Annotated in this window: 20 protein-coding genes; 9 read left to right on the top strand and 11 right to left on the bottom strand. The window is 66.0% G+C overall.

The features are described 5' to 3' along the window. Positions 1-7 precede the first annotated feature (7 nt). From R2N16_RS09270 to R2N16_RS09260, 3 genes are read right to left on the bottom strand one after another with little or no spacing between them, the layout of a single operon-like run. A complete protein-coding gene (locus tag R2N16_RS09270) occupies positions 8-328 on the bottom strand; it encodes a DUF6587 family protein (protein WP_316665334.1) in 321 nt (106 codons plus the stop codon). After that, positions 325-2,190 carry a ferrous iron transport protein B gene (gene feoB / locus R2N16_RS09265; protein WP_316665333.1) on the bottom strand — a complete coding sequence of 622 codons (1,866 nt, stop codon included), beginning with the start codon at positions 2,188-2,190 and terminating at the stop codon, positions 325-327. Before feoB ends, R2N16_RS09270 begins: the two co-directional genes overlap by 4 nt. Before the next feature lie 46 nt (positions 2,191-2,236). Continuing rightward, positions 2,237-2,542, bottom strand: a complete 306-nt coding sequence (locus tag R2N16_RS09260) for a FeoA family protein (RefSeq protein ID WP_316665332.1) — start codon at positions 2,540-2,542, stop codon at positions 2,237-2,239. Between the two features lie 685 nt (positions 2,543-3,227). Here R2N16_RS09260 and R2N16_RS09255 point away from each other — a divergent pair. Beyond that, entirely contained in the window at positions 3,228-6,767 is a 3,540-nt protein-coding gene (locus tag R2N16_RS09255) for a bifunctional diguanylate cyclase/phosphodiesterase (protein ID WP_316665331.1), read from the top strand. 21 nt (positions 6,768-6,788) lie between these two features. Here the strand turns inward: R2N16_RS09255 and R2N16_RS09250 are convergent, their stop codons facing one another. Beyond that, positions 6,789-8,378, bottom strand: a complete 1,590-nt coding sequence (locus R2N16_RS09250) for a methyl-accepting chemotaxis protein (RefSeq protein ID WP_316665330.1) — start codon at positions 8,376-8,378, stop codon at positions 6,789-6,791. Positions 8,379-8,590: 212 nt separating this feature from the next. Here R2N16_RS09250 and R2N16_RS09245 point away from each other — a divergent pair, with 212 nt between their 5' ends. Then, entirely contained in the window at positions 8,591-8,842 is a 252-nt protein-coding gene (locus tag R2N16_RS09245) for a hypothetical protein (RefSeq protein WP_316665329.1), read from the top strand. Between the two features lie 13 nt (positions 8,843-8,855). Here R2N16_RS09245 and R2N16_RS09240 read toward each other — a convergent pair whose 3' ends face one another. The 3 genes from R2N16_RS09240 to R2N16_RS09230 form a co-directional block, all read right to left on the bottom strand. Continuing rightward, the gene (locus R2N16_RS09240; protein WP_316665328.1) at positions 8,856-9,677 is read right to left on the bottom strand and encodes a siderophore-interacting protein; all 822 of its coding nucleotides are present in this window, start codon (positions 9,675-9,677) and stop codon (positions 8,856-8,858) included. A gap of 91 nt (positions 9,678-9,768) precedes the next feature. Further along, a complete protein-coding gene (locus tag R2N16_RS09235; protein ID WP_316665327.1) occupies positions 9,769-10,440 on the bottom strand; it encodes a PadR family transcriptional regulator in 672 nt (223 codons plus the stop codon). 115 nt (positions 10,441-10,555) lie between these two features. Continuing rightward, entirely contained in the window at positions 10,556-11,074 is a 519-nt protein-coding gene (locus R2N16_RS09230; protein ID WP_316665326.1) for a MarR family winged helix-turn-helix transcriptional regulator, read from the bottom strand. 77 nt (positions 11,075-11,151) lie between these two features. Here R2N16_RS09230 and R2N16_RS09225 point away from each other — a divergent pair, with 77 nt between their 5' ends. From R2N16_RS09225 to R2N16_RS09215, 3 genes are read left to right on the top strand one after another with little or no spacing between them, the layout of a single operon-like run. Further along, complete coding sequence (locus R2N16_RS09225) at positions 11,152-11,649, top strand: carboxymuconolactone decarboxylase family protein (RefSeq protein ID WP_316665325.1); 498 nt, start codon at positions 11,152-11,154, stop codon at positions 11,647-11,649. Beyond that, complete coding sequence (locus R2N16_RS09220) at positions 11,646-12,095, top strand: GNAT family N-acetyltransferase (RefSeq protein ID WP_316665324.1); 450 nt, start codon at positions 11,646-11,648, stop codon at positions 12,093-12,095. The genes R2N16_RS09225 and R2N16_RS09220 overlap by 4 nt, the downstream gene beginning before the upstream one ends. Further along, the gene (locus R2N16_RS09215; RefSeq protein ID WP_316665323.1) at positions 12,092-12,718 is read left to right on the top strand and encodes an FMN-dependent NADH-azoreductase; all 627 of its coding nucleotides are present in this window, start codon (positions 12,092-12,094) and stop codon (positions 12,716-12,718) included. Before R2N16_RS09220 ends, R2N16_RS09215 begins: the two co-directional genes overlap by 4 nt. Positions 12,719-12,836: 118 nt before the next feature. On the opposite strand, the gene R2N16_RS09210 is transcribed toward R2N16_RS09215, so the two are convergent. After that, the gene (locus R2N16_RS09210; protein WP_316665322.1) at positions 12,837-14,432 is read right to left on the bottom strand and encodes a hypothetical protein; all 1,596 of its coding nucleotides are present in this window, start codon (positions 14,430-14,432) and stop codon (positions 12,837-12,839) included. A 189-nt stretch (positions 14,433-14,621) separates the two neighbouring features. On the opposite strand from R2N16_RS09210, the gene blaOXA reads away from it, so the two are divergent. Both blaOXA and R2N16_RS09200 read left to right on the top strand, forming a co-directional pair. Continuing rightward, positions 14,622-15,437 carry an OXA-60 family carbapenem-hydrolyzing class D beta-lactamase gene (gene blaOXA, locus R2N16_RS09205; RefSeq protein WP_316665321.1) on the top strand — a complete coding sequence of 272 codons (816 nt, stop codon included), beginning with the start codon at positions 14,622-14,624 and terminating at the stop codon, positions 15,435-15,437. Positions 15,438-15,604: 167 nt separating this feature from the next. Beyond that, positions 15,605-16,054, top strand: a complete 450-nt coding sequence (locus R2N16_RS09200) for a hypothetical protein (protein ID WP_316665320.1) — start codon at positions 15,605-15,607, stop codon at positions 16,052-16,054. 50 nt (positions 16,055-16,104) lie between these two features. Here R2N16_RS09200 and R2N16_RS09195 read toward each other — a convergent pair whose 3' ends face one another. Then, positions 16,105-17,718, bottom strand: a complete 1,614-nt coding sequence (locus tag R2N16_RS09195) for an OpgD/OpgG family glucan biosynthesis protein (protein WP_316665319.1) — start codon at positions 17,716-17,718, stop codon at positions 16,105-16,107. Between the two features lie 197 nt (positions 17,719-17,915). Here R2N16_RS09195 and R2N16_RS09190 point away from each other — a divergent pair, with 197 nt between their 5' ends. Further along, on the top strand, positions 17,916-19,058 hold the full coding sequence (locus R2N16_RS09190) for a serine hydrolase domain-containing protein (protein ID WP_316665318.1): 1,143 nt from the start codon (positions 17,916-17,918) through the stop codon (positions 19,056-19,058). Positions 19,059-19,079: 21 nt separating this feature from the next. Here R2N16_RS09190 and R2N16_RS09185 read toward each other — a convergent pair whose 3' ends face one another. Continuing rightward, on the bottom strand, positions 19,080-19,550 hold the full coding sequence (locus tag R2N16_RS09185; RefSeq protein ID WP_316665420.1) for a cyanophycin metabolism-associated DUF1854 family protein: 471 nt from the start codon (positions 19,548-19,550) through the stop codon (positions 19,080-19,082). 22 nt (positions 19,551-19,572) lie between these two features. Further along, the gene (locus R2N16_RS09180) at positions 19,573-21,879 is read right to left on the bottom strand and encodes a cyanophycin metabolism-associated ABC transporter (protein ID WP_316665317.1); all 2,307 of its coding nucleotides are present in this window, start codon (positions 21,877-21,879) and stop codon (positions 19,573-19,575) included. A 290-nt stretch (positions 21,880-22,169) separates the two neighbouring features. On the opposite strand from R2N16_RS09180, the gene R2N16_RS09175 reads away from it, so the two are divergent. Further along, positions 22,170-24,830, top strand: a complete 2,661-nt coding sequence (locus R2N16_RS09175) for a cyanophycin synthetase (RefSeq protein ID WP_316665316.1) — start codon at positions 22,170-22,172, stop codon at positions 24,828-24,830. Positions 24,831-24,872: the final 42 nt, after the last annotated feature.

Raw genomic sequence — 24,872 nt, 5'->3', positions numbered from 1 at the left:
TCGGCCGCTATTTGCGCCGCACGAAGTGGATCGGCTGTTCAACCGCCGCGGGTGATGACGATCCGCCCGATGCGCAGCCGCTGCAACCGCTGCCGCACGCGCTGCCCGAAAGCGGATCGGAGTGGCAAGAAGGCGACTCGCCCGGCGTGAGCAACCGCTGCCCGAAGGCGCGCATCCAGCCCGGCCGCGACGGCCGATCACACCAGCCGGCCACACGCGCCATCGTGCGGGCGCGCGTGGCCGGCGCATAGCGGCCGGTCAGCGACAACGCGCTCAGCGCCACGACCGTGGCGACAACGCCGGTTTCGACAACGTGGTAGACGCTCATGTCAGCACCCGTGCGATCTGGTAGGTGGCGAAAGCGGCCAGATAGGCCAGCGCGAAGAGGTAGCCGGCAGTGCCCGCCATGACCTTCCACGAGTTGGTTTCGCGGCGGATGGTGGCCAGCGTCGAGATGCATTGCGGCGCGTAGACGTACCACGCCAGGAAGGCCAGCGCTGTGGCCAGCGACCATTGCTGGGAGATGATCGGTGCCAGCTGCGCAGCCGCATCTTCATGCGTGGCCGATAGCGAGTACACCGTCGCCAACGCGCCCACGGCCACTTCACGTGCAGCCATGCCTGGAATCAGCGCAATACACATCTGCCATGTGAAGCCGATCGGCGCGAACACGACTTCCAGCGCGCGGCCGATCATTCCCGCAAAGCTGTAATCGATGGCCGGCAGCGTGGCGTTTGCCGGCGGCGACGGGAACGTCGAGAGGAACCACAGCAGCACCATCATCTTCAGGATGACCGTGCCGATGCGGCGCAGGAAAATGCGTGCGCGTTCGATCAGGCCGACGATCAGGTTGCGCACGCTGGGCAGGCGGTACGACGGCAGTTCGAGAATGAGCGGGTGCTCGTTGCGATCGCGCTTCAGGTACTTGAGCACGTATGCCACGATCAGCGCCGACACGATGCCCGCCATGTACAGCCCGAACAGCACCAGCCCCTGCAGATTGAACAGGCCCCACACCTGCCGGACCGGGATGAACGCGCCGATCAGCAGCGCATACACTGGCAGCCGCGCCGAGCATGTCATGAGGGGCGCAACCAGAATCGTCACCAGTCGGTCGCGCGGGTCCTGAATCGTGCGCGTGGCCATCACGCCGGGGATGGCGCACGCAAAACTCGACAGCAGCGGAATGAACGAGCGCCCCGACAGCCCCGCACCCGCCATCAACCGGTCGAGCAGGAAGGCCGCGCGCGGCAGATAGCCCGATTCCTCCAGCGAGAGGATGAAGAGGAAGAGGATCAGGATCTGCGGCAGGAACACCAGCACGCTGCCCGTGCCGGCAATGATGCCGTTCACCAACAAGCTCTTGAGCATGCCGTCGGGCATCACGTTGCCGACCCACACGCCCACGCCTTCCACAGCGCCCTGAATGCCGTCCATGAGCGGCTGTGCCCACGAGAACACTGCCTGGAACATGAAGAACATCAGCACGGCCAGCAGCATCAGGCCCAGTACCGGGTGCAGCACGATGCGGTCGAGCCGGTCGTCCAGCTCGGCTGTGCTCCGCGGCATGGTCACGGCGGTATCGAGCAGGCGCTTCACTTCAACGTGCGGATCCGCATCGGCCGGCAGCCCAACCGGCACAGCCGGCAGGTGTTCGTGGTCGATATGCGCGACGAGGTCTGACGCGCCATTGCGTTTGATGGCCACGGTCTGCACCACCGGCACGCCCAGGGCGGCTTCGAGCTTGGCACGGTCGATGCGGATGCCACGTCGCTCGGCCGCATCCACCATGTTCAGCGCCAGCACCATCGGCAAGCCCAGGCGTTGCAGCTCCAGCACGAAGCGCAGGTGCAGCCGCAGGTTGGTGGCGTCGACCACGCAGATCAGCATGTCCGGGCGAGACTCGCCGCGGAATGTGCCCAGGCAGATATCGCGCGTGATGGCTTCGTCTGGGCTGGTGGCGATCAGGCTGTAGGCGCCGGGCAGATCGAGGATCTGCACATGCCGGCCCGACGGCGCGGTGAAGCGGCCTTCCTTGCGCTCGACCGTCACGCCGGCATAGTTAGCGACCTTCTGGCGGCTGCCCGTCAGCAGGTTGAACAGCGCGGTCTTGCCGCAGTTGGGGTTGCCGACCAGGGCAACGCGCAATGCGGGTGAGGAAGCGGAGGAGGAAGAAGCGTGCATCTGCATGAAGCCGGATAAGCGGAGCCGGAAAGCGGCGCCAATGGGAGGCGGCCTATGCCGCCTCGCGCACCTTTGCGGGCGGGGCGGTTTCGGGGGCAGCAATGGCGGCGGGTTGCGCGGCCGATTCGGTGCGCACGCACACGCGGGCGGCCTCCTGACGGCGCAGTGCAAAACGGGTAAAGCCCACCTGCACGACCAGCGGATCGCCGCCGAACGGGCCGACGGCCACCACGCGCACCTCTTCACCCGTCACGAACCCGAGTTCGCGCAGGCGTTGGCTGATGGGATCGGCGGGTTCACGGTCTTCAACGTGGTCCACCACCGCCGTCGCCCGGCGGGAAAGCTCGGAAAGCCGCATCGTAGGTGATTGTTAACGTACGTGGTCAGGCAAGGAAGCTAAATGCGAATCGTTTTCATTATAACGCAACATACCGGGGGCGGGCTGCGGCACCGGGTCGCCGGGATGGATATTTCGGAGGACGGGTTGTTACGGGGGCAGACGTTGTGCAGAAGGCACATCCGAAAGGGGCGGGGCGGCCAAAACCGCTGCCCATGCAGGGTTTTTACCAAATTACCCTATCCTGGGTATTGGCCAGAACAAGGACCATTGCCTATGCTTCAACTGCGCTGAACTTCCCCGTTCAAAGCGTATTCTTGAAGCCACCGGATACCGCTATCCGGTGGCTTTTTCTATGGGCGCGCGCCGCGTGCAGGTGAGCTGCGTCAAACGGTGCCGACTCCCAGACCGCCAGCTTGCGTCGCCGTCGACCGGGGCAGCGGCAACGGTGGTTCGGGGCGCCCACCGCCCGCGCTGCTGCCACCCCTCGTGCCGCCTGCCACGCCGATTTGCGGCCGGGTCGACTACAGACTATCCACAAGTTGCGTGCGATAGGAATTGCAAGCAAAATGCTTGCGCACTGCGTCAGCCGTCAGCCGGCACGATGCCGCAACTGCATCGTGCGCCGGGGGATGGTCCTTGAGCCGCGCATCGTGCAACCGCAGAGTGCATCCGCTCTCCACATAAGGCTCTACCGGTTACCCAAGTGCCGAAGCACGCTCTCTTTCCCACCACGCTGCGCGGCCGCTTGCTTGCTCTGGCCGCGGTGGCCGCCTTGCCGGCCATTGTCGTGGCGATTGCCGGCGTGGCGCTCTACCGTGACCGGCTCAATGACCACCTTGCCCAGCACCTGACTCACGAGACCGAGGCCGCCGCCGCGCGCGTCGGCATGGTGCTGTCCAATGCCAACGCGCTGCTGTCCGTGCTGCTTGCCGACGATTCGGCCCTCCGGATGGACGAACAGGAATGCAGCAGCTTCGTCAGCCGCGTCTCTCACAACCAGAATGACCTGGCCGGGCTGGGCCTCATCGATGTGCACAGCAAGGTGGTGTGCACGCCCGATGCGGCCCGACTTGGCGTTACGGTGTCGGATCGTCCGTATGTTCATGAAGTGTTGGCGAGCGGCAAGCCGGCGCTGTCGACGTTCTCGACTGGCCGCGTTTCTCGCGAGCCCGTGCTGATTTCCGGCCAGCCCATGGTGGGCGGCGATGGCGCCATTCGTGGCGTCGCCTACGCAGCCGTGCGGCAGAGTGCACTGATTGCGGCGGCCATGGAGGGCATGCCGGACGCGCCGGTCTACCTTGTTGATCAGGCAGGCAATGTGCTGTCGACCCACGGCGCTTTGACCGCCGCGCAAGTGCCGGCCATCGTGCGTGGGCCGCTGCTGGCTACGGCCGGGCAGCAGCCAGGCGAACCCCTGCTGGTGGACGACACCGACGGCGTGCGCCGCGCCTACGCCGCCATGGTGGTGCCGCATGCGGCCGGCGGGCATTTGCGCATCGTGCGGGGCGTGGATGCGACCGACATCGTTCGCCAGCAGCGCAACATGACGCTGGCCGGCGGCGGCGCCATCCTGCTGATGGTCGTGATGTTGCTGGCGCTGATCCAGATGGCGCTGCGGCGGATGGTCATGCCACGCATCGACGCGCTCGTGGATGCGGCACGCCACTACGCAACCGGCGATTTTTCTGCCCAGGTACCCGAGCACGGCGCCTCGCGCGATGAACTCTCGCTGCTTGAGCGCACCTTCAACGAAATGCGTGCCGCCATCCAGCGCCACGACGCCACCGTCCATCGCCTCACCGAACGCTTCCAGCGCGTGGCGCGCGCCACCAACGACTGGATCTTCGATTGGGATATCGCAACCGGCGAGTCCTGGGCCAACGCCAGCCTGCATCGGCTGCTTGGCAGCGACGCGCTGCTCAGCCAAGGTGACGACGACGGTGTGTCGCGCACGCTGACCTTCCACCAGTTCGTCCACCCGGACGACGTCGATGCCTTTGCCCAGGAGCTGCGCGCCGTACTGAATTCGGACCGCGACAGCTGGCAGTACGTCTGCCGGGTGATCGATGCCCACCGTGCCACGCGCACGGTGGAAATTCGCGCAAGTCTTTATCGTGATCAGGACGGCCGCGCCGTGCGCATGGTCGGTGGGGTAACCGACATTTCGCAGCGCTCGGCGATCGAGCAGGAACTGCGCAGCAGCGAAGCGAACCTGCGCGTGGCGGAGCAGATTGCGCTCCTGGGCAGTTGGCGCTGGGATGTGCTGCGCGACTCGACCACGTGGTCGTCGGGCATGTACGTGTTGACGGGCGTGCCGCAGGGTGCGCCGCCGGCCTTTGCGCAGCAGGCGCAGTTCTTTACCGCCGATAGCTATAACCGCCTGCGTGAAGCTGCCAGCCGCGCCGTGACCGAAGGCGAACCCTACTCGCTGGAGCTGGAGGTGATCCGCCGCGACGGCGAGCACCGCTGGGTGCTCTCGCGCGGCAACATCGAGCGCAACGATCGCGATGAGGTCGTCGCCCTGTTCGGCACCATGCAGGACATCACCGAGCGGCGCGAATCCGACGAGCAACTGCGGTTGCTGCGCCGTGTGGTCGAATCGGTGCCGTCCGGTATTACCGTGGCCGACGCGCAGCAGCCCGACCTTCCCATCGTGTACGTGAACCCCGGCTTCGAGCGCATGACGGGCTATCGCGCAGAAGAAGTGCTGGGCCGCAACGCGCGCTTCCTGCATTCATCCGAGCCGGGGCAGCCTGCGCTCAACGAAGTGCGCGCCGCCCTGCGCGACGCGAGCGAGATCCGCGTGCTGCTGCGCAACTTCCGCAAGGACGGCCACGCATTCCTGAACAACTTCCTGCTCTCGCCCGTACGGGATGCCAAGGGCGCGGTCACGCACTACGTCGGCATTCAGGACGATGTGACCGAGCAAGAGATGACGCGCGCGCGCCTGGCACAGCACGCCACCATCGACTCGCTCACGGGCCTGCCCAACCGCACGCTGCTGGCCGACCGCGTGCAGCAGTCGGTGGAGATGGCCGCACGCCAGCGCAGCCGCTTCTATGTGGCGCTGGTCAACATCGACCGTTTCAAGGTCGTCAACGATAGCCTTGGCCACCTGCTGGGCGACGAGGTGCTGCGCCGTGTGGCCGAGCGCCTGCGCGATGCTGCCGATACGGTGGACACCGTGGCGCGTTTTGGCGGCGACGTGTTTGCGCTGGTGATCTCGCACGCGGGTTCGCGTGGTGTCGATTTCGGTTTCGACCTCTTTGCCGAGCCGGTGCGCGTGGAAGGGCACGAGGTGTTCGTGACGGCGAGTATTGGCGTGGCTGAATACCCGGCGCACGGCGCAGACGCCGACACCCTCATCCGTCATGCCGAGATGGCGATGTACTACGCCAAGCAGAACGGCCGCAATCGCCTGGAATTCTTCGCGCCCGAGATGGACATCGGCGTGTCGTACCGGCTGAACCTGGAACACCAGATTCGCGCAGCGCTGGAACAAGGCCAGTTCCGCTTGCTGTATCAGCCCCAGATCGACACAAAGACGGGCCGCGTGTGCGGGCTCGAAGCGCTGATCCGCTGGGTTCATCCGACGCGCGGGTTGCTGCCGCCGGCCGCCTTCATTCCGGTGGCCGAAGAGAGCGGGCTGATTGTCGAGATCGGCAACTGGGTCTTGACCGAGGCCGCGCAGCAGCGCGCCGAGTGGCACAAGCGCGGTCTGGCTGACGACCTGACGCTGGCAGTGAACGTGTCGCCGCTGCAGTTCAAGCGCGGCACCGTGCTGCCGACGCTGCTCAAGCTGCAGCGCCAATACGGCCTGGGCTCGGGCTTCCTTGAGCTGGAAGTGACCGAATCGATGCTGATGGAGGGCACCGAGCGCACCATCGAAGACCTCACCGCCATTCGCCAGCTAGGCGTTCGCATTGCCATCGACGATTTCGGCACGGGCTATTCGAGCCTGGCGTATCTGAAGCGCTTGCCGATCGACCTCATCAAGATCGACCGCGCTTTCGTCAAGGACATCGACCGCGATTCCAACGATGCCGCCATCTGCACGACCGTCGTGGTGCTCGCGCACAACCTGGGCGTGAAGGTGTGCGCGGAAGGCGTGGAAGATGCCGCGCAGTGCGCCTTCCTGGCTTCGCACCAATGCGACGTGCTGCAGGGCTATTACTTCAGCGAGCCGCTGTTGCCCGATGCGGTAACGGCATTGCTGGAACGCGACACGCACTTCACGCTGTAAGACACCGCACCCGCTGCGGCCCTACGCGCGGAATACCGCGATGGCGTGCTTCAGATCTTCCGATTGGCGCGCCAGCACCGACGTGGCGGCCGCCGCTTCTTCCACCAGCGTGGCATTCTGCTGCGTGACCCCATCGAGCTGCGAAACCGACGCGTTGATCTGCGCAATGCCGCTGGACTGCTCGCGCGAGCTGGCCGAGATCTCCGACATGAGCTGCGTGACGGTCTGCACCGATTGCACGATCTGCGTCATGGTGGCGCCCGCCTTGTGGACGAGTTCAACGCCGTCGCGCACGGATTGATCGGAGGCGCGGATGATCTCCTTGCTCTGCGCTGCGGCCTGCGCGCTGCGTTGCGCGAGGCTGCGCACCTCGCCGGCGACGACAGCAAAGCCGCGGCCTTCTTCGCCTGCGCGGGCGGCTTCCACTGCGGCGTTGAGCGCAAGGATGTTGGTCTGGAACGCGATACTCTCAATGGTGGCAATGATCTCGGTCACGCGCTGGCTGTCGGCGCGGATGGCGTCCATGGTATGCACCACGCGCTGCACGACCTGGCCGCCGTCGGCCGCAATCGTGGAAGCCTGCTCGGCAAGGGCACTGGCCGCTCGGGCGTGGTCGGCATTCTGGGCGACCATCGACGTCAGCTCTTCCATGCTCGATGCGGTTTCTTCCAGCGCGGCCGCTTGCTGCTCGGTGCGGGCAGAAAGGTCATGGTTGCCGGCGGAAATTTGCAGCGTGCTGTGTGCGACGCTGGCGGCGCCGTCCTGGATGTCGCGCACGATGGACGACAGGCTCGCGCGCATGGTGCCCATGGCGCGCATGACTTCGCCCAGCTCGTCGTTGGAGCGGGCTTCGACCACGGTGGTCAGATCGCCGGCAGCCAGGCGCGTGGCCAGCGTGGCGGCTTCTTCCAGCGGGCGGATGAGCGTGCGGGCCAGCAGCACGCCCGACACCGTTGCCAGCCCGGCGCAGCCCACGCCGGTGAGCCACAGCCAGTCGCGGCTGAACACGAGCCACGCTGCGCCATGCAGATCGGCAGCTTCCAGCGCGATGTGCGCCCACAGCGTGCCGATCAGGATGGCCGACGCAATCAGCGTTTGCAGGCCGATCACCTTGAAGCGCAGGCTGTCGCGCTGGAACAGATTCGCGGCGCGCCGCCAGCCTGTGCGCAGAATGCGGCCGGCGCGCACGGTGTACGACGTGTCGCCTTCGTTGATGGCGGTATAGGCGCGTTGCGCGCGCGCGATCTGCGCAGGCGTGGCCATTGAGCGCACGGACGTATAGCCGACCACTGCGTTGTTCTGAAACACCGGCGTCACGTTGGCCAGCACCCAGTAGAAGCCGCCGTCCTTGCGGCGGTTCTTGACGAAGCCGCGCCACGGCTTGCCGGCTTGCAGCGTGGCCCATAAATCCGCGAAGGCGGCTTCGGGCATGTCTGGGTGGCGCACGAGGTTGTGCGGCGCACCCACCAGCTCGTCGTGCGTGTAGCCGCTGATGCGCACGAACGCCGGGTTGGCGAAGACGATGCGGCCTTTGAGATCGGTGCGGGAGATGAGGTAGTCCGTCGGGTTGAGGGCGGTTTCGGCTTGGGTGACCGGCAGATTCTTGCGCATGGTGGTGCCACGCTTTGTGGGCGCGGATGGACGGAAGGGGGGCGTGAGAGACGCCCTGTCCTCCCTTGCATCGGCACGCCGGCGTCGGGCTAAAGGTGAGGCGGGCCTTAGGATTTGATCTCGATCAAATCACAGCGCCCCGCGCACCTGGGCATGGCCGTTGCTACGTTGCTGGCAGTGCGCCGTTCAGGCGCTGCAGATGGAGGAACGAGGTGCACAAGATCTGTGGAGACGTCGAGATCGTCCCGCGTGTGGTTCCCGCCGGCGGGCGGGGCTGGGAGGCGCGTGTCGACGTGGTGTTCCGTGGCGCGGAGGGGCAATCGTTGTCGGGCTCGCAACCGGTGCGGCCCGGATGTACATTCGGCTCGCCGCGCGAAGCAATGGATGCGGCGCTGCTTTACGGGCAGCGCCTGTTGCGCGATTGGGTGCGGGGTGCCACGCCCAGTGCAGAAGCCGCCACCTGAGGCGACTCGAAGATCAGCGCGCCTCGGCCGCCTTGCGTTCTTCGCGTGAGAGCCCCGCCGTCCAGTAGCCCTTGGCGTCGATGGCGTCGTGCGGCACGGCCCAGGCGCCTTCGAGCAGCGTGCGGACCTGCTTGAGCAATGACGCCTCGCCGGCCAGGAACACCTGCGGTGTGCCGGTCGGCATGGCTTGCGCACTGAGCGCGCCGACCATCATTGCGCCGGCGTGGGCCGAATCGCTTTCCACCCAATGGATGCTGCGGCTGCGCGGGTGCGCGGCCAACGCGCCTTCCAGCGGCAGTCGGGCGCGCGCGTCGCCAATGGCGATATAGGTCAGCACCTGCGCGTGCTCGGGCAACGTCTCCAGAATCGCGAAGATGGCGGGCAACGCGGTTTCATCGCCGATGAGCAGCGTCCACGGTGCAGCAGGGTCGGCACGGAAGCCACGCTTGGGGCCCGCAAATTCCACTTCATCGCCGGGTGCGGCGTGTTCGAGCCAGCGTGCGGCAGGGCCGTGCTGCGCGGCGGGGGTTTCGTCGTGCACGACAAAATCGATTTCAAGTTCGTCGCGCGCCGCGTGATAGCGGCGGATGGTGTAAGCGCGGCCCAGCGTGCGGCCGGTGCCTGCAGCATCGTGCGGGAACATGAGCTTGATGGCCGCGCCGGGCGGCGCGCCCGCCAGATCAGCGAGATCCGTAGCGGCCACGCCGGTAAAGACCACGCGCCGCATGCGCGGCGACAGCGTATGGATGGCGCGCACACGCATGCGGCGTGTGGCGGGTTTGACAGAACTGAGCAGCTGCGACATGAGACCTTGTGTGCGATTGAATGCAAACATAGATGGCTGCGGAACGGACCGGGGGCGGGGCCCGGGCGATGATGCTTCACCCGGGGCGGCTGAATCGGTGCGGCTGCTTGCGGCTTACCGCTTACCGCTCTCCGGTGATTTCCTTGAGAGCACGTAGCAGGATGTCTGCCACGCGCTGCTGTTCTTCGCGCGAGGCGAAGCGCTTTTCCATGAGCGCGAACTTCAGGCGCCAGCGCGCTGTGCGCAGCGGGTCGTGGCCCGTGTCTGTCCATTCGGCGGCGTTGTCGGTTTCGCGGTCGAAGGCCATGGCTTCGTTCATGCGCTTGACGCGTTCACCCATGGCGCGCAACTGCGCGAGGATGGCGTCGGCGCTGTTCTGGCGCTCGGCCAGCCATGTTTCGCCTTCGGGGGTGATGCCGTAGCGTTTCTTGTTGCCCTCGGCGGTGACGGAGGCAAAACCGTGATCCTCCAAGTACGACAGCGCCGGGTACACCATGCCCGGGCTCGGCGTGTAGAAGCCGAGCGAATGCTCTTCCACCGCCTTGATCAACTCATAGCCGTGGCGCGGTGCGCCCTTGAGCAGTGCCAGCAGCACCAGTTGCAAGTCGGCCGAGCTGAGCCGGCGGCCGCGCCATGGGCTACCCCCCTCGTCGTCGCCTTCTCCGTAGCCGCCGGGGCCACCAAAGCCGCCGCCCATGCCGCGCCCGAAACCGTGTCCACCATGACCATGGCGGCCCATCATCAGGTGCTTTTCTATCCACATCTTGGGGTGGTGTCCGAACCATCCGCGCATCGCCGTTCTCCTGATAGCATCACTAGATATATCTTACGATACATCGCATGATAGTGGCGATGACCCAGAAGTCAAGGACATCAAGGACGACAGCGGGAAAAAATGGCCCGGTGGATCAGGCGCCGGGTTTGTCGTTACCGAGTTTGGCGACGTGGACAAGCCAGCGCCGCACAACCTCCTCCTCTTCGGGCGTGAACCCGTCGAGCAGATCCCGTTCGATGCCGCCCGAGCGCTTTCGGCACGCGGCAAGCAAGGCCGACCCCTCTGGCGTGACGTCGATGTGCTGGATGCGACCGTGCACCGCGTGGGGTCTGCGTGTGATGGCACCGCTGCGCTCCAGGTTGGCGACGATGACGCTCACCGTCTGGGGCGTCAGCATGGTCAGCCGGGCGAGGTCGGCGTTCGAGATGCCCGGGTACGCGCGGAGCATCGTAAGCACCAGGAACTGCGGCAGGGTGACGTCCACGTCGGCCATGGCGCGCTCGATGCGCAGCCGTTGGGCGGCACTGGCCTGGCGCAGCAGATAGCCGAGATAGCCTTCTTCACCACGCTTGCCCTGCCCGGGCTCGGGGATGGAAGGCGAATTGCGGGGCGTGTCGTTTTCCTTGCCGGCAGCAGTGGCGCGCTTGCTCATAATGTTAGAGTTCGAATATGATGTTCGAACACTGATATTACCACTCCTCCAACCCGGACCCTCAGCAGGAGCCAGACATGGAAGATCTCTCCCCGCGCATGGACTACTCGGAATTTGTCGACACTGCCGTCGGCGTGGCGCCGGCATTGCAGGCGCTCGGCAAGGCGGTGGACGCCTCCGGGCTGGAAAAGCTGCTGACCGAACTCGTCAAGCTGCGTGCCTCGCAAATCAACGGCTGCGCGTTCTGCGTGCAGTTCCACCTGAACCTGGCGCGCAAGCTGCGCGTGGCGCCGGCCAAGCTGGATCTGGTGGCGGTCTGGCGCGACACGCCGGCTGTTTTCACCCCGCGCGAGCGCGCCGCGCTGGCCTGGACGGAAGCGCTGACCACCTTGGCCCGCGCCGCCGACCATGGCGTGGAAGATCACGAATACGACGCCGTGCTCCAGCATTTCTCCAGGACGGAAGTCGCCTTCCTCACGGCCGCCGTCGCCAATATCCAGGCATGGAACCGTATTGCCATTGCGATGCGCTTTGCGCCGCAGGTGCCGGCCGCCGTGACCGCAGAGGAAGCATGACCATGGACGCCATCCGTCCCATCGAAGACGAAGCCGCGTTGCGTGCGTGCTTTCCCGTGATGCATCAACTGCGGCCGCACCTTGCCGACGCCGACGAGCTGGTCGCGCGCTGGCGCCGGCAGGTGGAAGACGGCTATCGCCTCATCGCCGTCTGGCGGGATGGCGTGCCGGTTGCGCTGGCGGGCTATCGGCAGCAGGAGAACCTCGTCTACGGTGCCTTCCTCTATGTCGACGACCTGGTGACCGATGCCAACCTGCGCAGCAGCGGCCTCGGCAACGTGCTGATGGACCACCTCAAGGCCGAAGCCGAGCGCCTCGGCTGTGCACGGCTGGTGCTCGACACGCCGCTGTCCAACGTGCTCGGCCATCGCTTCTACTATCGCAGCGGGCTGCTCGCAGGCGCCTTGCGCTTTGGCATGAACACGCAACCTGGAGCTTGCCGATGACAACACTGCTGCACGTGACCGTGAGCCCGCGCGACGATCGCTCGCACAGCCGGCGCGGCGCGCAATTGGTGGTTGCACAATTGGCGCAAGCCGCCGGCGGCCTGCGCGTCATCGAGCGCGACCTGGCGGCGACGCCGCTGCCGCATCCCGATGCGGGCTTCGTCGAAGCCAGCCTCATGGCCGATGCCGACCGCACTGCCGCGCACCGCGCAGCGCTTGCCCTATCGGAAACGTTGATCGGTGAACTGGAAGCGGCGGACGCCGTGCTGATCTCCACGCCGGTGCACAACTACACGGTGCCTTCGGCGTTGAAGGCGTGGATCGACTTGGTGGTGCGGCCTGAACGCACGTTCCGCCGCACACCCACGGGCAAGGTGGGCATGCTGACCGATCGCTCGGTGCTGGTGGTATCCGCCTCTGGCGGCCACTTTGATGGTGCCCACGCGCAGACCGATTTCCTGATGCCGTATCTGCGTTATGTGTTTGCCACGGTGGGCATCCATCAGGTGGAAGGGATCCGCTTGCAGAACACTGCTCGCGGTGCCGATGCCGCCATGCAGGCTCTCGAAGGTTTCCGACAGGAACTGGCCGCGCGGATGTTGCTCATGCCGCTGGTGGCCTGAAGGTTGTCGCGCGCAAGAACAAGCGTGGCTGGCCTGTAGCGTCGGGTCAGCCATTTGCCATTGCGCGTGTCGGTGCACGGCACCGGCGTTCACTTCGTCGATCGGCTGAAGGTGCGGTTTAAGTCGCCGCGTCTGCCGTATGCGCGAGCTGCTTCAGCGCTTGGACGAAGTACGCGCGATCGTGCGGCGCCAGGTCTTGCATGGCTTGCGAGAGGCGGTCCATTGTCGTGCGTGCGGTGACGTGGTCGCCGTCTGCGTGGGAGAACCATGCCAGCTCCAGCAGCAATCCGCTCACCTGCACGTGGCCGTAGCGATGACGGCCGCTGTCGTGTTCGCGCAGGCGCAGTGCGGCCACGTCGGTCCAGCGCTGCGGCCAGTAGCGCGCGTCAAAGGCTTCGGCAAACGGGCCGGCCTGCGTGCGCAGGTCCATCAACGTGAGCGCCGCGCGGCTCGTGTCGGCGCGTGCAATGCGCATCAGCGCGATGGCATTCCACGCCGATTGCAGCGGCCCACCGTTACGCAGCGCCTGCCATTCGCTCATGGCCAGCCAGCGGACGGCATCGACGGTGCCGTCGGCATGCGCCGAGTTGCCGAGTGCATCGCGCAGCAGCCAGCACGTCATGCCGAGGTTGGCGGCAACTTGCTGCACAGCATCGGAGGCCTGGCTTTCCAGTGCGGCAGCCAGCGCGGTTTCGAATTGCGCGACGATGCGCTGCGCGGCCTGGGCGCGCACGTCCGATGCAATGCCGTCGGTGTCGGCGTAGAGAAGACGGGCGCGCTCGATGAGTGCGCTGAGGTTGTTCCACTCGAAGCGGATCTGCGGGTGATAGCGCAGCAGGCTGCGGCCCGGCTCGGCATCGGCCAGGCGGGCGAGCAGGCCGGCGGCGAGGTCGAGGTCGCGCCGGTCATACGCGCACCATGCGGTGACGATGCGCTCCATGGCGGCGAGGTAATCGTTGCCGAGTACATGGCGCTGCCGGCGGTGCGCGCGCAGTTGCGAGAGCAGGGCGCTCGCGCGTGTGGAATCGCCCAGGCGGCGCGCGGCCATCGCCTCGCCCAAAGTGACGAGGGCGCGCTGGAAGTCGTTGTCGGCAGCGTCACCGGCGTGGCGCAGCGCGAGCAGGGCGCCACCGCGCTCGGTGTCGGACGCGCCCGTGCTGGCGTCCAGCGCATGCAGCAGGCGGCCTTCGCGCATGGCGTGGCGCGCGGTCAGAAAGGCGTGCCAGAACGCGGGGTTGGGTGTGCCAGGCTCGGGGCCAGACAACGCGCTGGCGTTGGCTTCGGCGCTATCCGTGCCGCTTTCTGGAGCGGCGATCCCGAGGAAAGCCCGCACATCGGCGTCATCGGCTATCCGCCCTTCAACCATACAGACCACGCGTGCCGCGTCTTCGGGTGTGAGCCAGAACGGGCCCTGGCTGCGTTTGTCCGCGTTGAGGAAGCGTGGCTCGCGGTCGCGCTGTTCACCCCAGCCGGCTTGCACGCCCCAGTTTTGCCAGTCGCGAAAGGCGCGGCTGATCATCATGCGCTGCGTGCTGGCGTCCGACACGGCGCCGCGCAAGTCGGCCAGGCGCACCAGCGGTTGCTCCGGCGACAGGCGATGCGCGTATGACAGCCGCACCAGCAGCCACAGGCTCTGGAACGGCGCACGCCGGCCATCCACCGTTTGCGGGGTGGTCAGCTCGACATGGAGGGCGGGCAGGGTGGGCGGCGTCATGCAGGCAATCAGGCGAGGCGAAACGTGGCGCCATTGTGCGCCAAGCCGATTGTTACAGGCGTTACGCGCGTGACGTGCGGCTTGTCCTGCACGCTGGCGGCGGTATGGCGCGCTCCCTACGATGCGCACGCCGGCACATCTCTGCCTCGACGGGTGCCGGTAGCCATCCACCCATTCAAGGAGCCCTTCATGTTTTCTCGCTGGTCGAAGACCTTCGCGTTCGCGCTCACGGCCTGCGCCGTCGCGATGAGCACCACCACCGCCCACGCTGAGCTGGTCGTGCGCAATGACCTTAAGCACGTGTTCGACGCCGCCGGCGTCTCCGGCACCTTTGTGCTGATGGACATCTGCGGCGACCGCACCTATGTCGTCGACCCGGCGCGCGCCGCGCGGCGCATCCACCCGGCATCCACGTTCAAGATTCCGAACAGCCTGATCGCCTTCGACACCGGGGCGGTGCGTGACGAGCAGGAAGTGCTGCCCTACGGCGGCAAGCCGCAACCTTACAAGCAGTGGGAGCACGACATGGCGTTGCCCGAGGCGATTCGTCTGTCCGCCGTGCCGATCTACCAGGAAGTGGCGCGCCGTGTTGGCTTTGCGCGCATGCAGGCCTACGTGGATGCGTTCGATTACGGCAATCGCCAACTCGGCAGCGTGATCGATCAGTTCTGGCTGCGCGGCCCGCTGGAGATTTCCGCATTCGAAGAGGCGCGCTTCACCAGCCGCATGGCGCTCAAGCAGTTGCCGGTGACGCCGCGCACGTGGGACAGGGTCCACCGCATGCTGTTGATCGAGCAGCAAGGCGACGCCGCGCTGTATGCCAAGACGGGTGTCGCTACCGAATACCAGCCCGAGATCGGGTGGTGGGTCGGCTGGGTGGAGCGTGCCGGGCGCGTGTATGCCTTCGCACTGAACATCGACATGCCGCGCGAGGGCGATATGGCCAAGCGCATTCCGCTGGGCAAGCAGTTGATGCAGGCGCTGGCGGTTTGGCCCGCGCCATGAGCGGGGTATCTGCAGGTTCCACTGTCTGACCCGCAATCAGGGATGCCCGTAATCCTCAATGAGATCGATCCCGAGGATGATCCAAATCGTAAAAAACTGTTGCGCCAGTCCGTAGGAACACGGACGGATGCAACACATCGCCCAAGGGTCGGGCATCGGGGGGTCTCATGTTCAGGGTCTACAAGGCAATGGCCGTCGCCACGGCAGCGGCCATCGGTGCGAGTGGGAGTGGCGCTCTGGCGGGCGGCAGCCAGGGTGGCGTGATTTATTTCACGGGCGCCATCGTCGAGGCCGGGTTCCACGTGCAGCCTGCGCAGCCGGCAACCGGTGCGGAAAGCGCGTTGCAGTCGCGCGCGTCCGCGTCCGGTGGGCAGGTGGTGTTGGACTTTCGCTCGGCGGCGGTGCGGGTGGTGCCGGTCGATGTGTCGGTGGAGGCGCGTGCAGCGTCGTCGCTCGAGCCACTGCGGGTGGGTGATGCGCGCGGCAAGGCGGACGTCTTGGTCAAGTACGGCGGCTTCAAGGCCAACTTGCTGACGGCAAACAACGGCACGCTGACCTTGTCGCGCTTGCCGGGGGTGGAACCAGCGCTTGCGGTGGTGACACTCTCCTACCAGTAATGAAAAAGGCGGGAACGCCCCGCCTTTTTTGTTCACCGCCGAGATGTTGTTTACGACGCCACCGGCCCCACCGGCGATTGGAACGGGTGGTACTGGTACAGCCACGTCTCGGACAGCGGCTTGCCATCCACACGCAGGAACAGGCGCATGTCCACGGGCTCCTTCCCGTCGACCGTCAGGTCGAACTGCGCGCGCCAGTGGCCCGGCACGCCATTGGGCACGGCTTCGGTAAACACATACGAGAACGTGCCGCGCGAGGTGGAGAGCACTGCCTCCGGTTTGACGCCGAAGGGCAGCTTTTCCAGGGGGCCGCCCTTGAACTCGACCATGAACTTGCGCACGCCGTGCGGACGCGGCTGGCCGGGCTGGCCGCCGTTGCCAAGGCGCGTGGCCACGCAGCGCGCCAGCGGCGTCGGATACGGTTCATCGGCCAGCCAGTGCAGGCGGTAGCGCAGGCGGTACTGGTTGCCCGCACGCGCCGGTGCCTTCGGCACCCACATGGCGACGATGTTGTCGTGGATCTCATCGTCAGTCGGGATCTCGATGAGTTGCACGGCGCCTTCGCCCCAGCCTTCCAGCGGCTCGACCCACAGGCTCGGGCGGCGCTCGTAGTGCACGCCGTCCTGGTAGTTGTTGAAATCGCGGTCGCGCTGGAGCAGGCCGAAGCCGCGCGGGTTGTTGTCGCCAAACGCGGACGCCATCGTGCGCGGCGGGTCGTTCAGCGGGCGCCAGATACGTTCGCCGCTGCCCGTCCAGAGGGCCAGGCCGTCGGAGTCGTGCACCTCGGGGCGCCAGTCGGTGGCGGTGCCCTTGGCGGTTTCAGAGAACCAGTACATCGACGTGGCCGGCGCGATGCCGAACCGGTCTACATCCTTGCGCAGGAAGATGGCCGTATCGATGTCCATCACCACGCCCTTCGTGCGGTGCATCACGAAGCGATATGCGCCCGTGATGCTCGGGCCGTCGAGCAGCGTGTAGATCGTCACGGAATCGGCGCGGTTGTCTGCGGGCGTGTCGAACCACACGTGCGTGAAATTGGGGAATTCCTCAGGCTTGCCCGCCTGCGCCACATCCAATGCGATGCCGCGCGCGGAGAGTCCGTACTGATACAGCTCGCCGATGGCGCGGAAATACGACGCGCCCAGGAAGGCGACCCAATCGTTCTTCTTCCAGTCGAGCTTCTTCTGGTCACCCAGGCGGCTTTCCTGGAAGCGGAAGCCGGCAAAGCCGCTGCCCCGCGGCAGCTTGCGCGCCGGGCTGTCGGCGGGCATGTCGAAGTAGGACTCGTCGTAGACGATCTCGCGAGCGGCGTCTTTCTCCACCACGTGCATGCGCACCGGCGCGCGGAAGAACGTGCCCAAGTGGAAGAACGTCACTGGAAACTGGCCGGGGCCGTCGGCAAAGAGCGCGTGGGCGGTGTCGAACTTGATCTTGCCGTGTGCCTCGTAGTCGATCTTGGCCAGGATGTCGGCCGGCGCCGTGGCAGGCGGCGTGTAGGGCTTGCCGGCCATCGTGCGGGCGCGCTCGATCAGTGCATCGAAAGAAAACGGCGCGGCATCGCCCAGCTTGACGCGATTGGCGGCCAGCGCTTCGGGCGTAATGCCGAGCGCCGCCAGCGTGGCGGTAACGGATGCGGAGGCAAGAAGGGTTCGACGTGTGACCATAGGTGCCTGTGATGTGACTGATGAATAAGAATGGTCCGACATGGTAACGCGGGCCAGGGTTCCAACGCGGGCCGGGGGCTCCTCCGGATGGCCGATCCACCGCCGTTCGGGCGCCCAAATCGACCATTTATCGCACGGCGTTTGCACCCTCACGTGCAGGGTACGATACTTGGCGGCCCATCGAACTGGGGGCCGGGATGACACGACGACTTCGCAGCATCGGCATCGCTTGGGCATTGGCTTGCATGGTAGGCGGCGCCCTGGCGGCACCTTGCGATGCGCCCACCCACCTGAATGACGGGTGGCAGGTCGAGGCCGATCCTGCTGCAGCCGGCTTCGATGCCGATCGCCTCTGCGCTGTCCTGCGCAATATCGCCGACGCCGATATCAACTTCCACAGCCTGCTCGTGGTGCGTCATGGCCGTCTGGTCGGAGAGGTCTACCACGCCGGCAAGGATGAGCGGGTGAAGGATGTGTTTCGCACTACGCGCACGTTCGACGCCACTACGCTTCACGACATCCGCTCGATCAGCAAATCGGTGACGAGCCTGTTGTGGGGCATCGCGCAGGGGCAACGCAAGACGCCGCCGCTCGACACGCCGGCACTGTCCCTGTTTCCCGAGCTGGCGGATCTGAATCGCGATGGCCGCGAGGCGATCACGCTCTCGCAGATGCTGTCGATGTCCAGTGGCCTTGCCTGGAACGAATGGCGTGCGACGAGCCTGTTCAACAACGACGAGTTCGGGCTGTTTTGGCACACGTCTCAGGTGCACTATGTGTTCGACCGACCGATGGCGGCCCCGGCGGGCACGCAGTTCAATTACAACGGCGGCAACACGGCGGTACTGGCGCGACTGCTGGCAGAGCGCGTCGGCATGTCATTGCCGGAGTACGCGCGCAAGCAACTCTTCGAACCGCTGGGCATCACCGACTGGGAATGGGTGGACGATTACCGTGGCCGCCCGCTGGCGTTTGCCGGCGTGCGCCTGCGCCCCCGAGACCTGGCGCGCATCGGCCAGCTCGTGCTGCAGCATGGCCAATGGAATGGGCGGCAAATCGTGCCTGCCGAGTGGATTGCCGAATCCACGCGCCCGCACATCGATACCGGCATGGGCTTGCAGTACGGCTATCAGTGGGGGCTTGGCAAGGTGGCGGCCGGCGGCACCGAACACGCGTGGATCGGTGGCATCGGCAACGGTGGCCAGCGCCTGTGGATCGTGCCCGGACTCGACATGGTGATTGTCACCACGGCTGGCGACTACAACCAGCGCGCGAGCTGGAAGCAGGCCGAAACCCTGCGCGACCAAGTGATGACGGCCGTGCTGCCGTCACCCCGGTAACGGCAGCGCGGCTGAGCGGGCTTAGAGGAACCGGTCGAGGATCTTGCGGCTGGGCTTGTCCAGGGCAAATTGATCGCGGATCAGGTAGTGGATGCCGTGGCTGTCGGAAATGAGCAACGTGGTGCCGGTCAGGCGGCGGATGGCTTCCTCGCCGCGCAGCACGAGGTCGGTCTGGCCGCGGTCGGTCTGCACCGTCCACGTGCTGGGCGTGGCGTAGGTCGACACGCCGAGGATCTTGCGGATCTCGGGCATGAATTCACGCGCGCCGAGTTCGTCGTCGATGAGCGCGCGCATCGGCGTGGGCAGCGTATCTGGCCGAGCGATCCATGCCAGCTCGCGGCCGTCGGTGCTCATCAGGCTCAAGCCGTCGTTGGCGGCGGAGATCGGGAACGCGCGCACCGGCACCACGCCTTCATGCACGGTGCCGTCGACCAGGGTCATCACAAGCTTGCCGAAGCCGTTGCGGTTGAGGGTGAAATCGGGCGTTTGCATCGCAGTCATTTCAAATAAGGGATCACTGCGCGTAAGCCGGCGCGGCGGCGTCCACGCGCTCGCCGTCGCTGGTCAGATCGGCGTCGGCATCGACATTGCGGGCCTGCGCCTGATAGAGGTTGTAGTACGCCCCTTCGCGCGCGAGCAGCTCATCGTGGTTGCCGACTTCGACGATCTGGCCACGGTCCATGACGACCAGGCGATCGGCCTTGCGCAGCGTCGACAAGCGGTGCGCGATGGCGATGGTCGTGCGGCCCTGCACGAGGTTGTCGAGCGCCTTCTGGATTTCCTTCTCGGTGGTCGTATCCACCGACGACGTGGCCTCGTCCATGATCAGGATGCGGGGGTTGATGAGCAGCGCGCGCGCAATCGAAATACGCTGGCGTTCACCGCCCGACAGCGCTTGGCCGCGTTCACCCACCAGCGAGTCGTAGCCGTGCGGCAGGCGCAGGATGAACTCGTGTGCGTGGGCAGCACGCGCGGCGGCAACGATCTCTTCGCGCGTGGCGCCGGGTTTGCCATAGGCAATGTTGTCGGCAATCGTGCCGAAGAACAGGAACGGCTCCTGCAGCACTAGGCCGATGTTGCGGCGGAATTCCGAGACGGGCAGCGAGCGGATGTCCACGCCATCCACCCGGATCGCACCTTCCGATACATCGTAGAAGCGGCAGATCAGGTTCACGAGCGTGCTCTTGCCCGAGCCGCTATGCCCCACCAGCCCGATCATCTCGCCCGGCTGGATCGACAGGTTCAGGCCACGGATCACCGCGCGGTTGCCGTAACGGAAGCCCAGGTCGCGCAGCTCGATCGCGCCGTTCACTTTCTCAATGTGCACGGGCCTGGCCGGCTCCGGCACGCTCGACACGTGATCGAGAATGTCGAAGATCCGCTTGGCGCCGGCCGCCGCCTTCTGCGTGACGGACACGATGCGGCTCATGGAATCCAGACGCGTGTAGAAGCGGCTGATATAGGTCAGGAACGCCACCAGCACACCGACGGTAATGGCGTCGTGGCTGACCTGCCAGATGCCGAAAATCCACACCACCAGCAGCCCGACTTCGGTCAGCAGCGTGACGGTCGGGGTGAACAGCGACCACACCGCGTTGACGCGATCGTTGATCGCCAGGTTGTGCTTGTTGGCCTCGGTAAAGCGCGTCACTTCGCGCTTTTCCTGGGCAAAGGCCTTGACCACGCGGATGCCCGGGATCGTATCGGCCAGCACGTTGGTGATTTCCGACCAGATCCGGTCGATCTTCTCAAAGCCATGGCGCAGGCGGTCGCGCACCAGGTGGATCATCCACGCGATGAACGGCAGCGGCACCAGCGTGACGAGCGCCAGCCACGGGTCGATCGAGACCAGGATCACCGCCGTCATCGCAATCATCAGCACGTCGGTGGCGAAATCGAGCAGGTGCAACGACAGGAACACGCTGATCCGGTCGCTCTCCGAGCCGATGCGTGCCATCAGGTCGCCAGTGCGCTTGCCGCCGAAGTATTCGAGCGACAGCTTGAGCAGGTGCTCGTAGGTGGTCGTGCGCAGGTCGGCGCTGATGCGCTCGGACACGCGCGCCAGCAGGTAGGTGCGGGCCCAGCCCAGCACCCACGCCACTAGCGCGGCGCCAAACAGGCCGGACAGGTAGAGCGTGACCAGGTGGTAATCGACGGGTTGCCCGTTCTGATAGGGGATCAGCACCTTGTCCATCAAGGGCATCGTCAGGTACGGCGGTACCAGGGTGGCGGCCGTGCCGATCAGCAACAGGGCGAAACCGGCCAGCAATTCCCACTGATACGGCCGGGCGAAGCGCCACAGGCGCAGCAGCGCCCAGGTGGAGGGCGGCTGTTCCAGTTCGCGGTTGCATTGCAGGCAGTTGTCTTCGCCGGGCGGGAGCGGCGCCTTGCAGGTCGGGCAGACATTCGTGTCGGGCTGCGCGGCCTGGGCGCCGGTCGCCAGGGCGTTGCGGTGGGCGTCGAAGACGTCGGCCAGCCGCAGGGCATCGGTGTTGTGGCTCAGCGTGTAGCGCCAGCTCGCCAGGCGGCGCTGGCCGTCGGACAGCTCCAGCGTGCCGACGCCGGCGTGGTCGCTGTGAGCAAGCGTCATGCCGGGGGCGATGTCCCAGCTTTGCAAATCCTTTTCACCGGGGGCCTGCCCGATCAGGCGGCGGTTCGTAACAACCAGCCACCCTTGGGTAAAATGCAGCCTCGCGTCCAAATCCAGCTGCAGCCCGGCCAGGACGGTCTCTTCTGGAGCGAGGCTTGAGCCGAGCACGACACTCCAGGGTTCCTGAGCGCGGGCGACGGTGGGGGCGGACGATGGGGAGGACTGGGTCATCAGTGGCGCAAAGAATTCAAAAAGCGCGTCCCAATGGCCCAGAAAACAGCCCAAAACGGGAAAAGGACGAACATAAATCGGAGCAAGGGGGCGGCGTCGCGTGTGTTGCGGCCTGCAAATTTTGCTCGCAAGTATACATAGCCACGCGAGCCGGGCGTTTGGTGCGCCGCACAACGCACTTCCGGCTCAAGACGTCAACGCCGATGCCGTTGTAACGTTATTGAAAGGTAACGGTTCGATTTCACGGACCAATTCACGGGTACATCGCCCCTGCTTTCCAAGCAAATTCAATGAAGAAGAAGGACATTGAGATTCTCGATGTCATGTCGCTGCGCGGCCCGAATATGTGGACATATCGGCCAGTGCTGGAGGCATGGGTCGACATTGGTGAACTGGAGGACTTTCCCTCCAACACGATTCCGGGGTTCTACGAGCGCCTGTCGACATGGCTGCCCACGCTGATCGAGCACCGCTGCAGCCCCGGCGTGCGCGGCGGCTTTCTGATGCGCTTGAAGGAAGGCACCTGGCCCGGCCACATCCTGGAACACGTCACCCTGGAATTGCAGAACCTCGCCGGTATGCCCGGCGGTTTTGGCAAGGCGCGCGAGACCCCGGTGCGCGGCGTCTACAAGGTGATCGTGCGTGCCTGGCACGAAGACGTGACCCGCGCCGCCCTGCTGGCCGCCCGTGACCTGGTCATGGCGGCCATTGAAGACCGCCCGTATGACGTGGACGCCGCCGTCGAAGCGCTGCGCGACCTGGTCGACGAACACTGCCTCGGCCCCAGCACCGCCTGCATCGTCGACGCCGCCGATGATCGCAACATCCCCTCCATCCGCCTGTCGGACGGCAACCTCGTGCAGCTCGGCTACGGCGCACGGCAGCGCCGCATCTGGACGGCCGAGACGGACCGCACCAGCGCCATTGCCGAATCGATCTCGCGCGACAAGGACCTGACCAAGAGCCTGCTGCAATCGTGCGGCGTGCCGGTGCCGGAAGGCCGCATGGTCGATAGCGCCGAAGACGCCTGGGACGCCGCCGAAGATATCGGCGTGCCGGTGGTGGTCAAGCCGTATGACGGTAACCACGGCCGTGGCGTGTTCACGAACCTGATGACGCGCGAAGAGGTGGAAACCGCGTACGCCGTGGCCATCGAGGAAGGCAGCGGCGTGATTGTCGAGCGCTTCGTCTCCGGCAACGAACACCGCCTGCTGGTGGTGGGCGGCCGCGTGGCAGCGGCTGCGATGGGCGAAACCGCGTCGGTGACCGGCGACGGCACCTCGACCATCGAAGAACTGATCGAATCGCAGATCAATTCCGACCCGCGCCGTGGCAGCACCGAAGACCACCCGCTGAACTGCGTGCGCCTGGATTCCGCCGCGCGCCTCGAACTCAAGCGCCAGGGCTATGCAGATGGCACCGCCGTGCCGCCGGCGGGCCGCAGCGTGCTGATCCAGCGCAACGGCAACGTCGCCTTTGACGTGACCGACCGCGTGCACCCGAGCGTGGCCGCGCATGCATCGCTGGCGGCGCGGGTGGTGGGGCTCGATATTGCCGGCGTCGACCTGGTGGCCGACGACATCTCGCGCCCGCTGGATGAACAGCGCGGCGCCATTGTGGAAGTCAACGCGGGGCCGGGCCTGCTGATGCACATCCGGCCGGCCGAGGGCGAACCGCGCCCTGTGGGCCGCGCGATTGTTGATCACCTGTTTTCCGGCAAGGACGGCGTGCAGGATGATGGCCGCATTCCCATCGTCGGCATCACGGGCACCAACGGCAAGACCGTCGTGGCCAAGCTCGTCGCGCAACTGCTGCAGCTGTCGGGCAAGCACACGGGGCTGGGCTGCAGCGACGGCCTGTACCTCGATCGCCGCCAGGTGGAAGCCGGTGCGCGCAGCGATCGCGCTGCCTGGGACGCGTGCCACCGCATCCTGATGAACCGCGCGGTGGAAGCCGCCGTGTTCGAGAGCGACAGCGGCATGATCCTCTCGCAGGGCCTGCCGTACGACCGCTGCCAGGTTGGTGTGGTGACCAACTTTGCGGCCCCCGACCACATCGGCGATTTCTACGTCGAAGACGAAGATCGCATGTACAGCGTCCTGCGCACGCAGATTGACGTTGTGCTGAAGAGTGGCGTGGGCGTGCTCAATGCCGCCGACGCGCGCCTCGTTGAAATGGCCGACCTGTGCGACGGCGATGTGATCTTCTTCGCCGTGTCGGGCGAGTTGGAGGCCATCGCTGCGCACCGCGCCGCAGGCAAACGGGCCGTGTTCGTGCGTGACGGCAAGGTGGTGCTCGCCACCGGCCCGACCGAAGTGGCACTGGCCGATGTGTCGGCCATTCCGCTGACCTACGCCGGCCGGGTGCCGTTCCAGCTTGAGAACGTGCTGGCCGCCGTGGCCACCGGCTGGGCACTGGGCATTTCGAACGATCTGATGCGCGCCGGCATCGTCACCTTCGATGTGGGCCAAGTGGATGTGCCGGGCCGCTTCACGCTGTTCCAGCACAACGGCGCCACGATTGTGGTGGATGACCCGCACAACGCGTCGGCGCTGGAAGCCCTGGCCGCTGCGCTGGACAACTTCCCGGCGCAACGCCGCACGCTGGTGTTCGGTGCCGGCCTGCAACGCCGCGATCAGGATCTGGTGGCGCAGGGCACCGTCATCGGCCGGACATTCGACCGCGTGCTGCTGTGTGAAGACGCCAGCGTCAAGCGCACCGATGCTGAGTTCGACCGCCAAGCACGCGCGCTGCTCAAGCAAGGCTTGCAGGCAGGCGGTCGCGTGGCCGAAGTCGTTGTCGAGGGGGGCAAGCGCCGGGATGCCGTGGAAGCGGCGCTCTCGCAGCTCACGGCAGGCGAATTGCTGGTCCTGCAATGCGACGAATGCGCCATCGAGGGCACCGTCGAGCAAGTACACCAGTGGATGGGCCGCGCCGTATCCCAGAACTGACGACCGGGCCTGAGTCAGAAAGAAAGCCCAAAGCACAACGGA

The sequence above is a fragment of the Ralstonia psammae genome (assembly GCF_958405935.1).
Taxonomy (GTDB): Bacteria; Pseudomonadota; Gammaproteobacteria; order Burkholderiales; family Burkholderiaceae; genus Ralstonia; species Ralstonia psammae.
This window is presented reverse-complemented; position numbering and strand designations above follow the sequence as displayed.

Coding starts and splice junctions, on each gene's coding strand:
- R2N16_RS09270 (WP_316665334.1), bottom strand. CDS start 328: ATGAGCGTCTACCACGTTGTCGAAACCGGCGTTGTCGCCACGGTCGTG.
- R2N16_RS09225 (WP_316665325.1), top strand. CDS start 11,152: ATGGAAGATCTCTCCCCGCGCATGGACTACTCGGAATTTGTCGACACT.
- R2N16_RS09175 (WP_316665316.1), top strand. CDS start 22,170: ATGAAGAAGAAGGACATTGAGATTCTCGATGTCATGTCGCTGCGCGGC.
- R2N16_RS09250 (WP_316665330.1), bottom strand. CDS start 8,378: ATGCGCAAGAATCTGCCGGTCACCCAAGCCGAAACCGCCCTCAACCCG.
- R2N16_RS09215 (WP_316665323.1), top strand. CDS start 12,092: ATGACAACACTGCTGCACGTGACCGTGAGCCCGCGCGACGATCGCTCG.
- R2N16_RS09210 (WP_316665322.1), bottom strand. CDS start 14,432: ATGACGCCGCCCACCCTGCCCGCCCTCCATGTCGAGCTGACCACCCCG.
- R2N16_RS09180 (WP_316665317.1), bottom strand. CDS start 21,879: ATGACCCAGTCCTCCCCATCGTCCGCCCCCACCGTCGCCCGCGCTCAG.
- R2N16_RS09230 (WP_316665326.1), bottom strand. CDS start 11,074: ATGAGCAAGCGCGCCACTGCTGCCGGCAAGGAAAACGACACGCCCCGC.
- R2N16_RS09220 (WP_316665324.1), top strand. CDS start 11,646: ATGACCATGGACGCCATCCGTCCCATCGAAGACGAAGCCGCGTTGCGT.
- R2N16_RS09200 (WP_316665320.1), top strand. CDS start 15,605: ATGTTCAGGGTCTACAAGGCAATGGCCGTCGCCACGGCAGCGGCCATC.
- R2N16_RS09235 (WP_316665327.1), bottom strand. CDS start 10,440: ATGCGCGGATGGTTCGGACACCACCCCAAGATGTGGATAGAAAAGCAC.
- R2N16_RS09185 (WP_316665420.1), bottom strand. CDS start 19,550: ATGCAAACGCCCGATTTCACCCTCAACCGCAACGGCTTCGGCAAGCTT.
- R2N16_RS09240 (WP_316665328.1), bottom strand. CDS start 9,677: ATGTTTGCATTCAATCGCACACAAGGTCTCATGTCGCAGCTGCTCAGT.
- feoB (WP_316665333.1), bottom strand. CDS start 2,190: ATGCAGATGCACGCTTCTTCCTCCTCCGCTTCCTCACCCGCATTGCGC.
- R2N16_RS09195 (WP_316665319.1), bottom strand. CDS start 17,718: ATGGTCACACGTCGAACCCTTCTTGCCTCCGCATCCGTTACCGCCACG.
- R2N16_RS09190 (WP_316665318.1), top strand. CDS start 17,916: ATGACACGACGACTTCGCAGCATCGGCATCGCTTGGGCATTGGCTTGC.
- blaOXA (WP_316665321.1), top strand. CDS start 14,622: ATGTTTTCTCGCTGGTCGAAGACCTTCGCGTTCGCGCTCACGGCCTGC.
- R2N16_RS09260 (WP_316665332.1), bottom strand. CDS start 2,542: ATGCGGCTTTCCGAGCTTTCCCGCCGGGCGACGGCGGTGGTGGACCAC.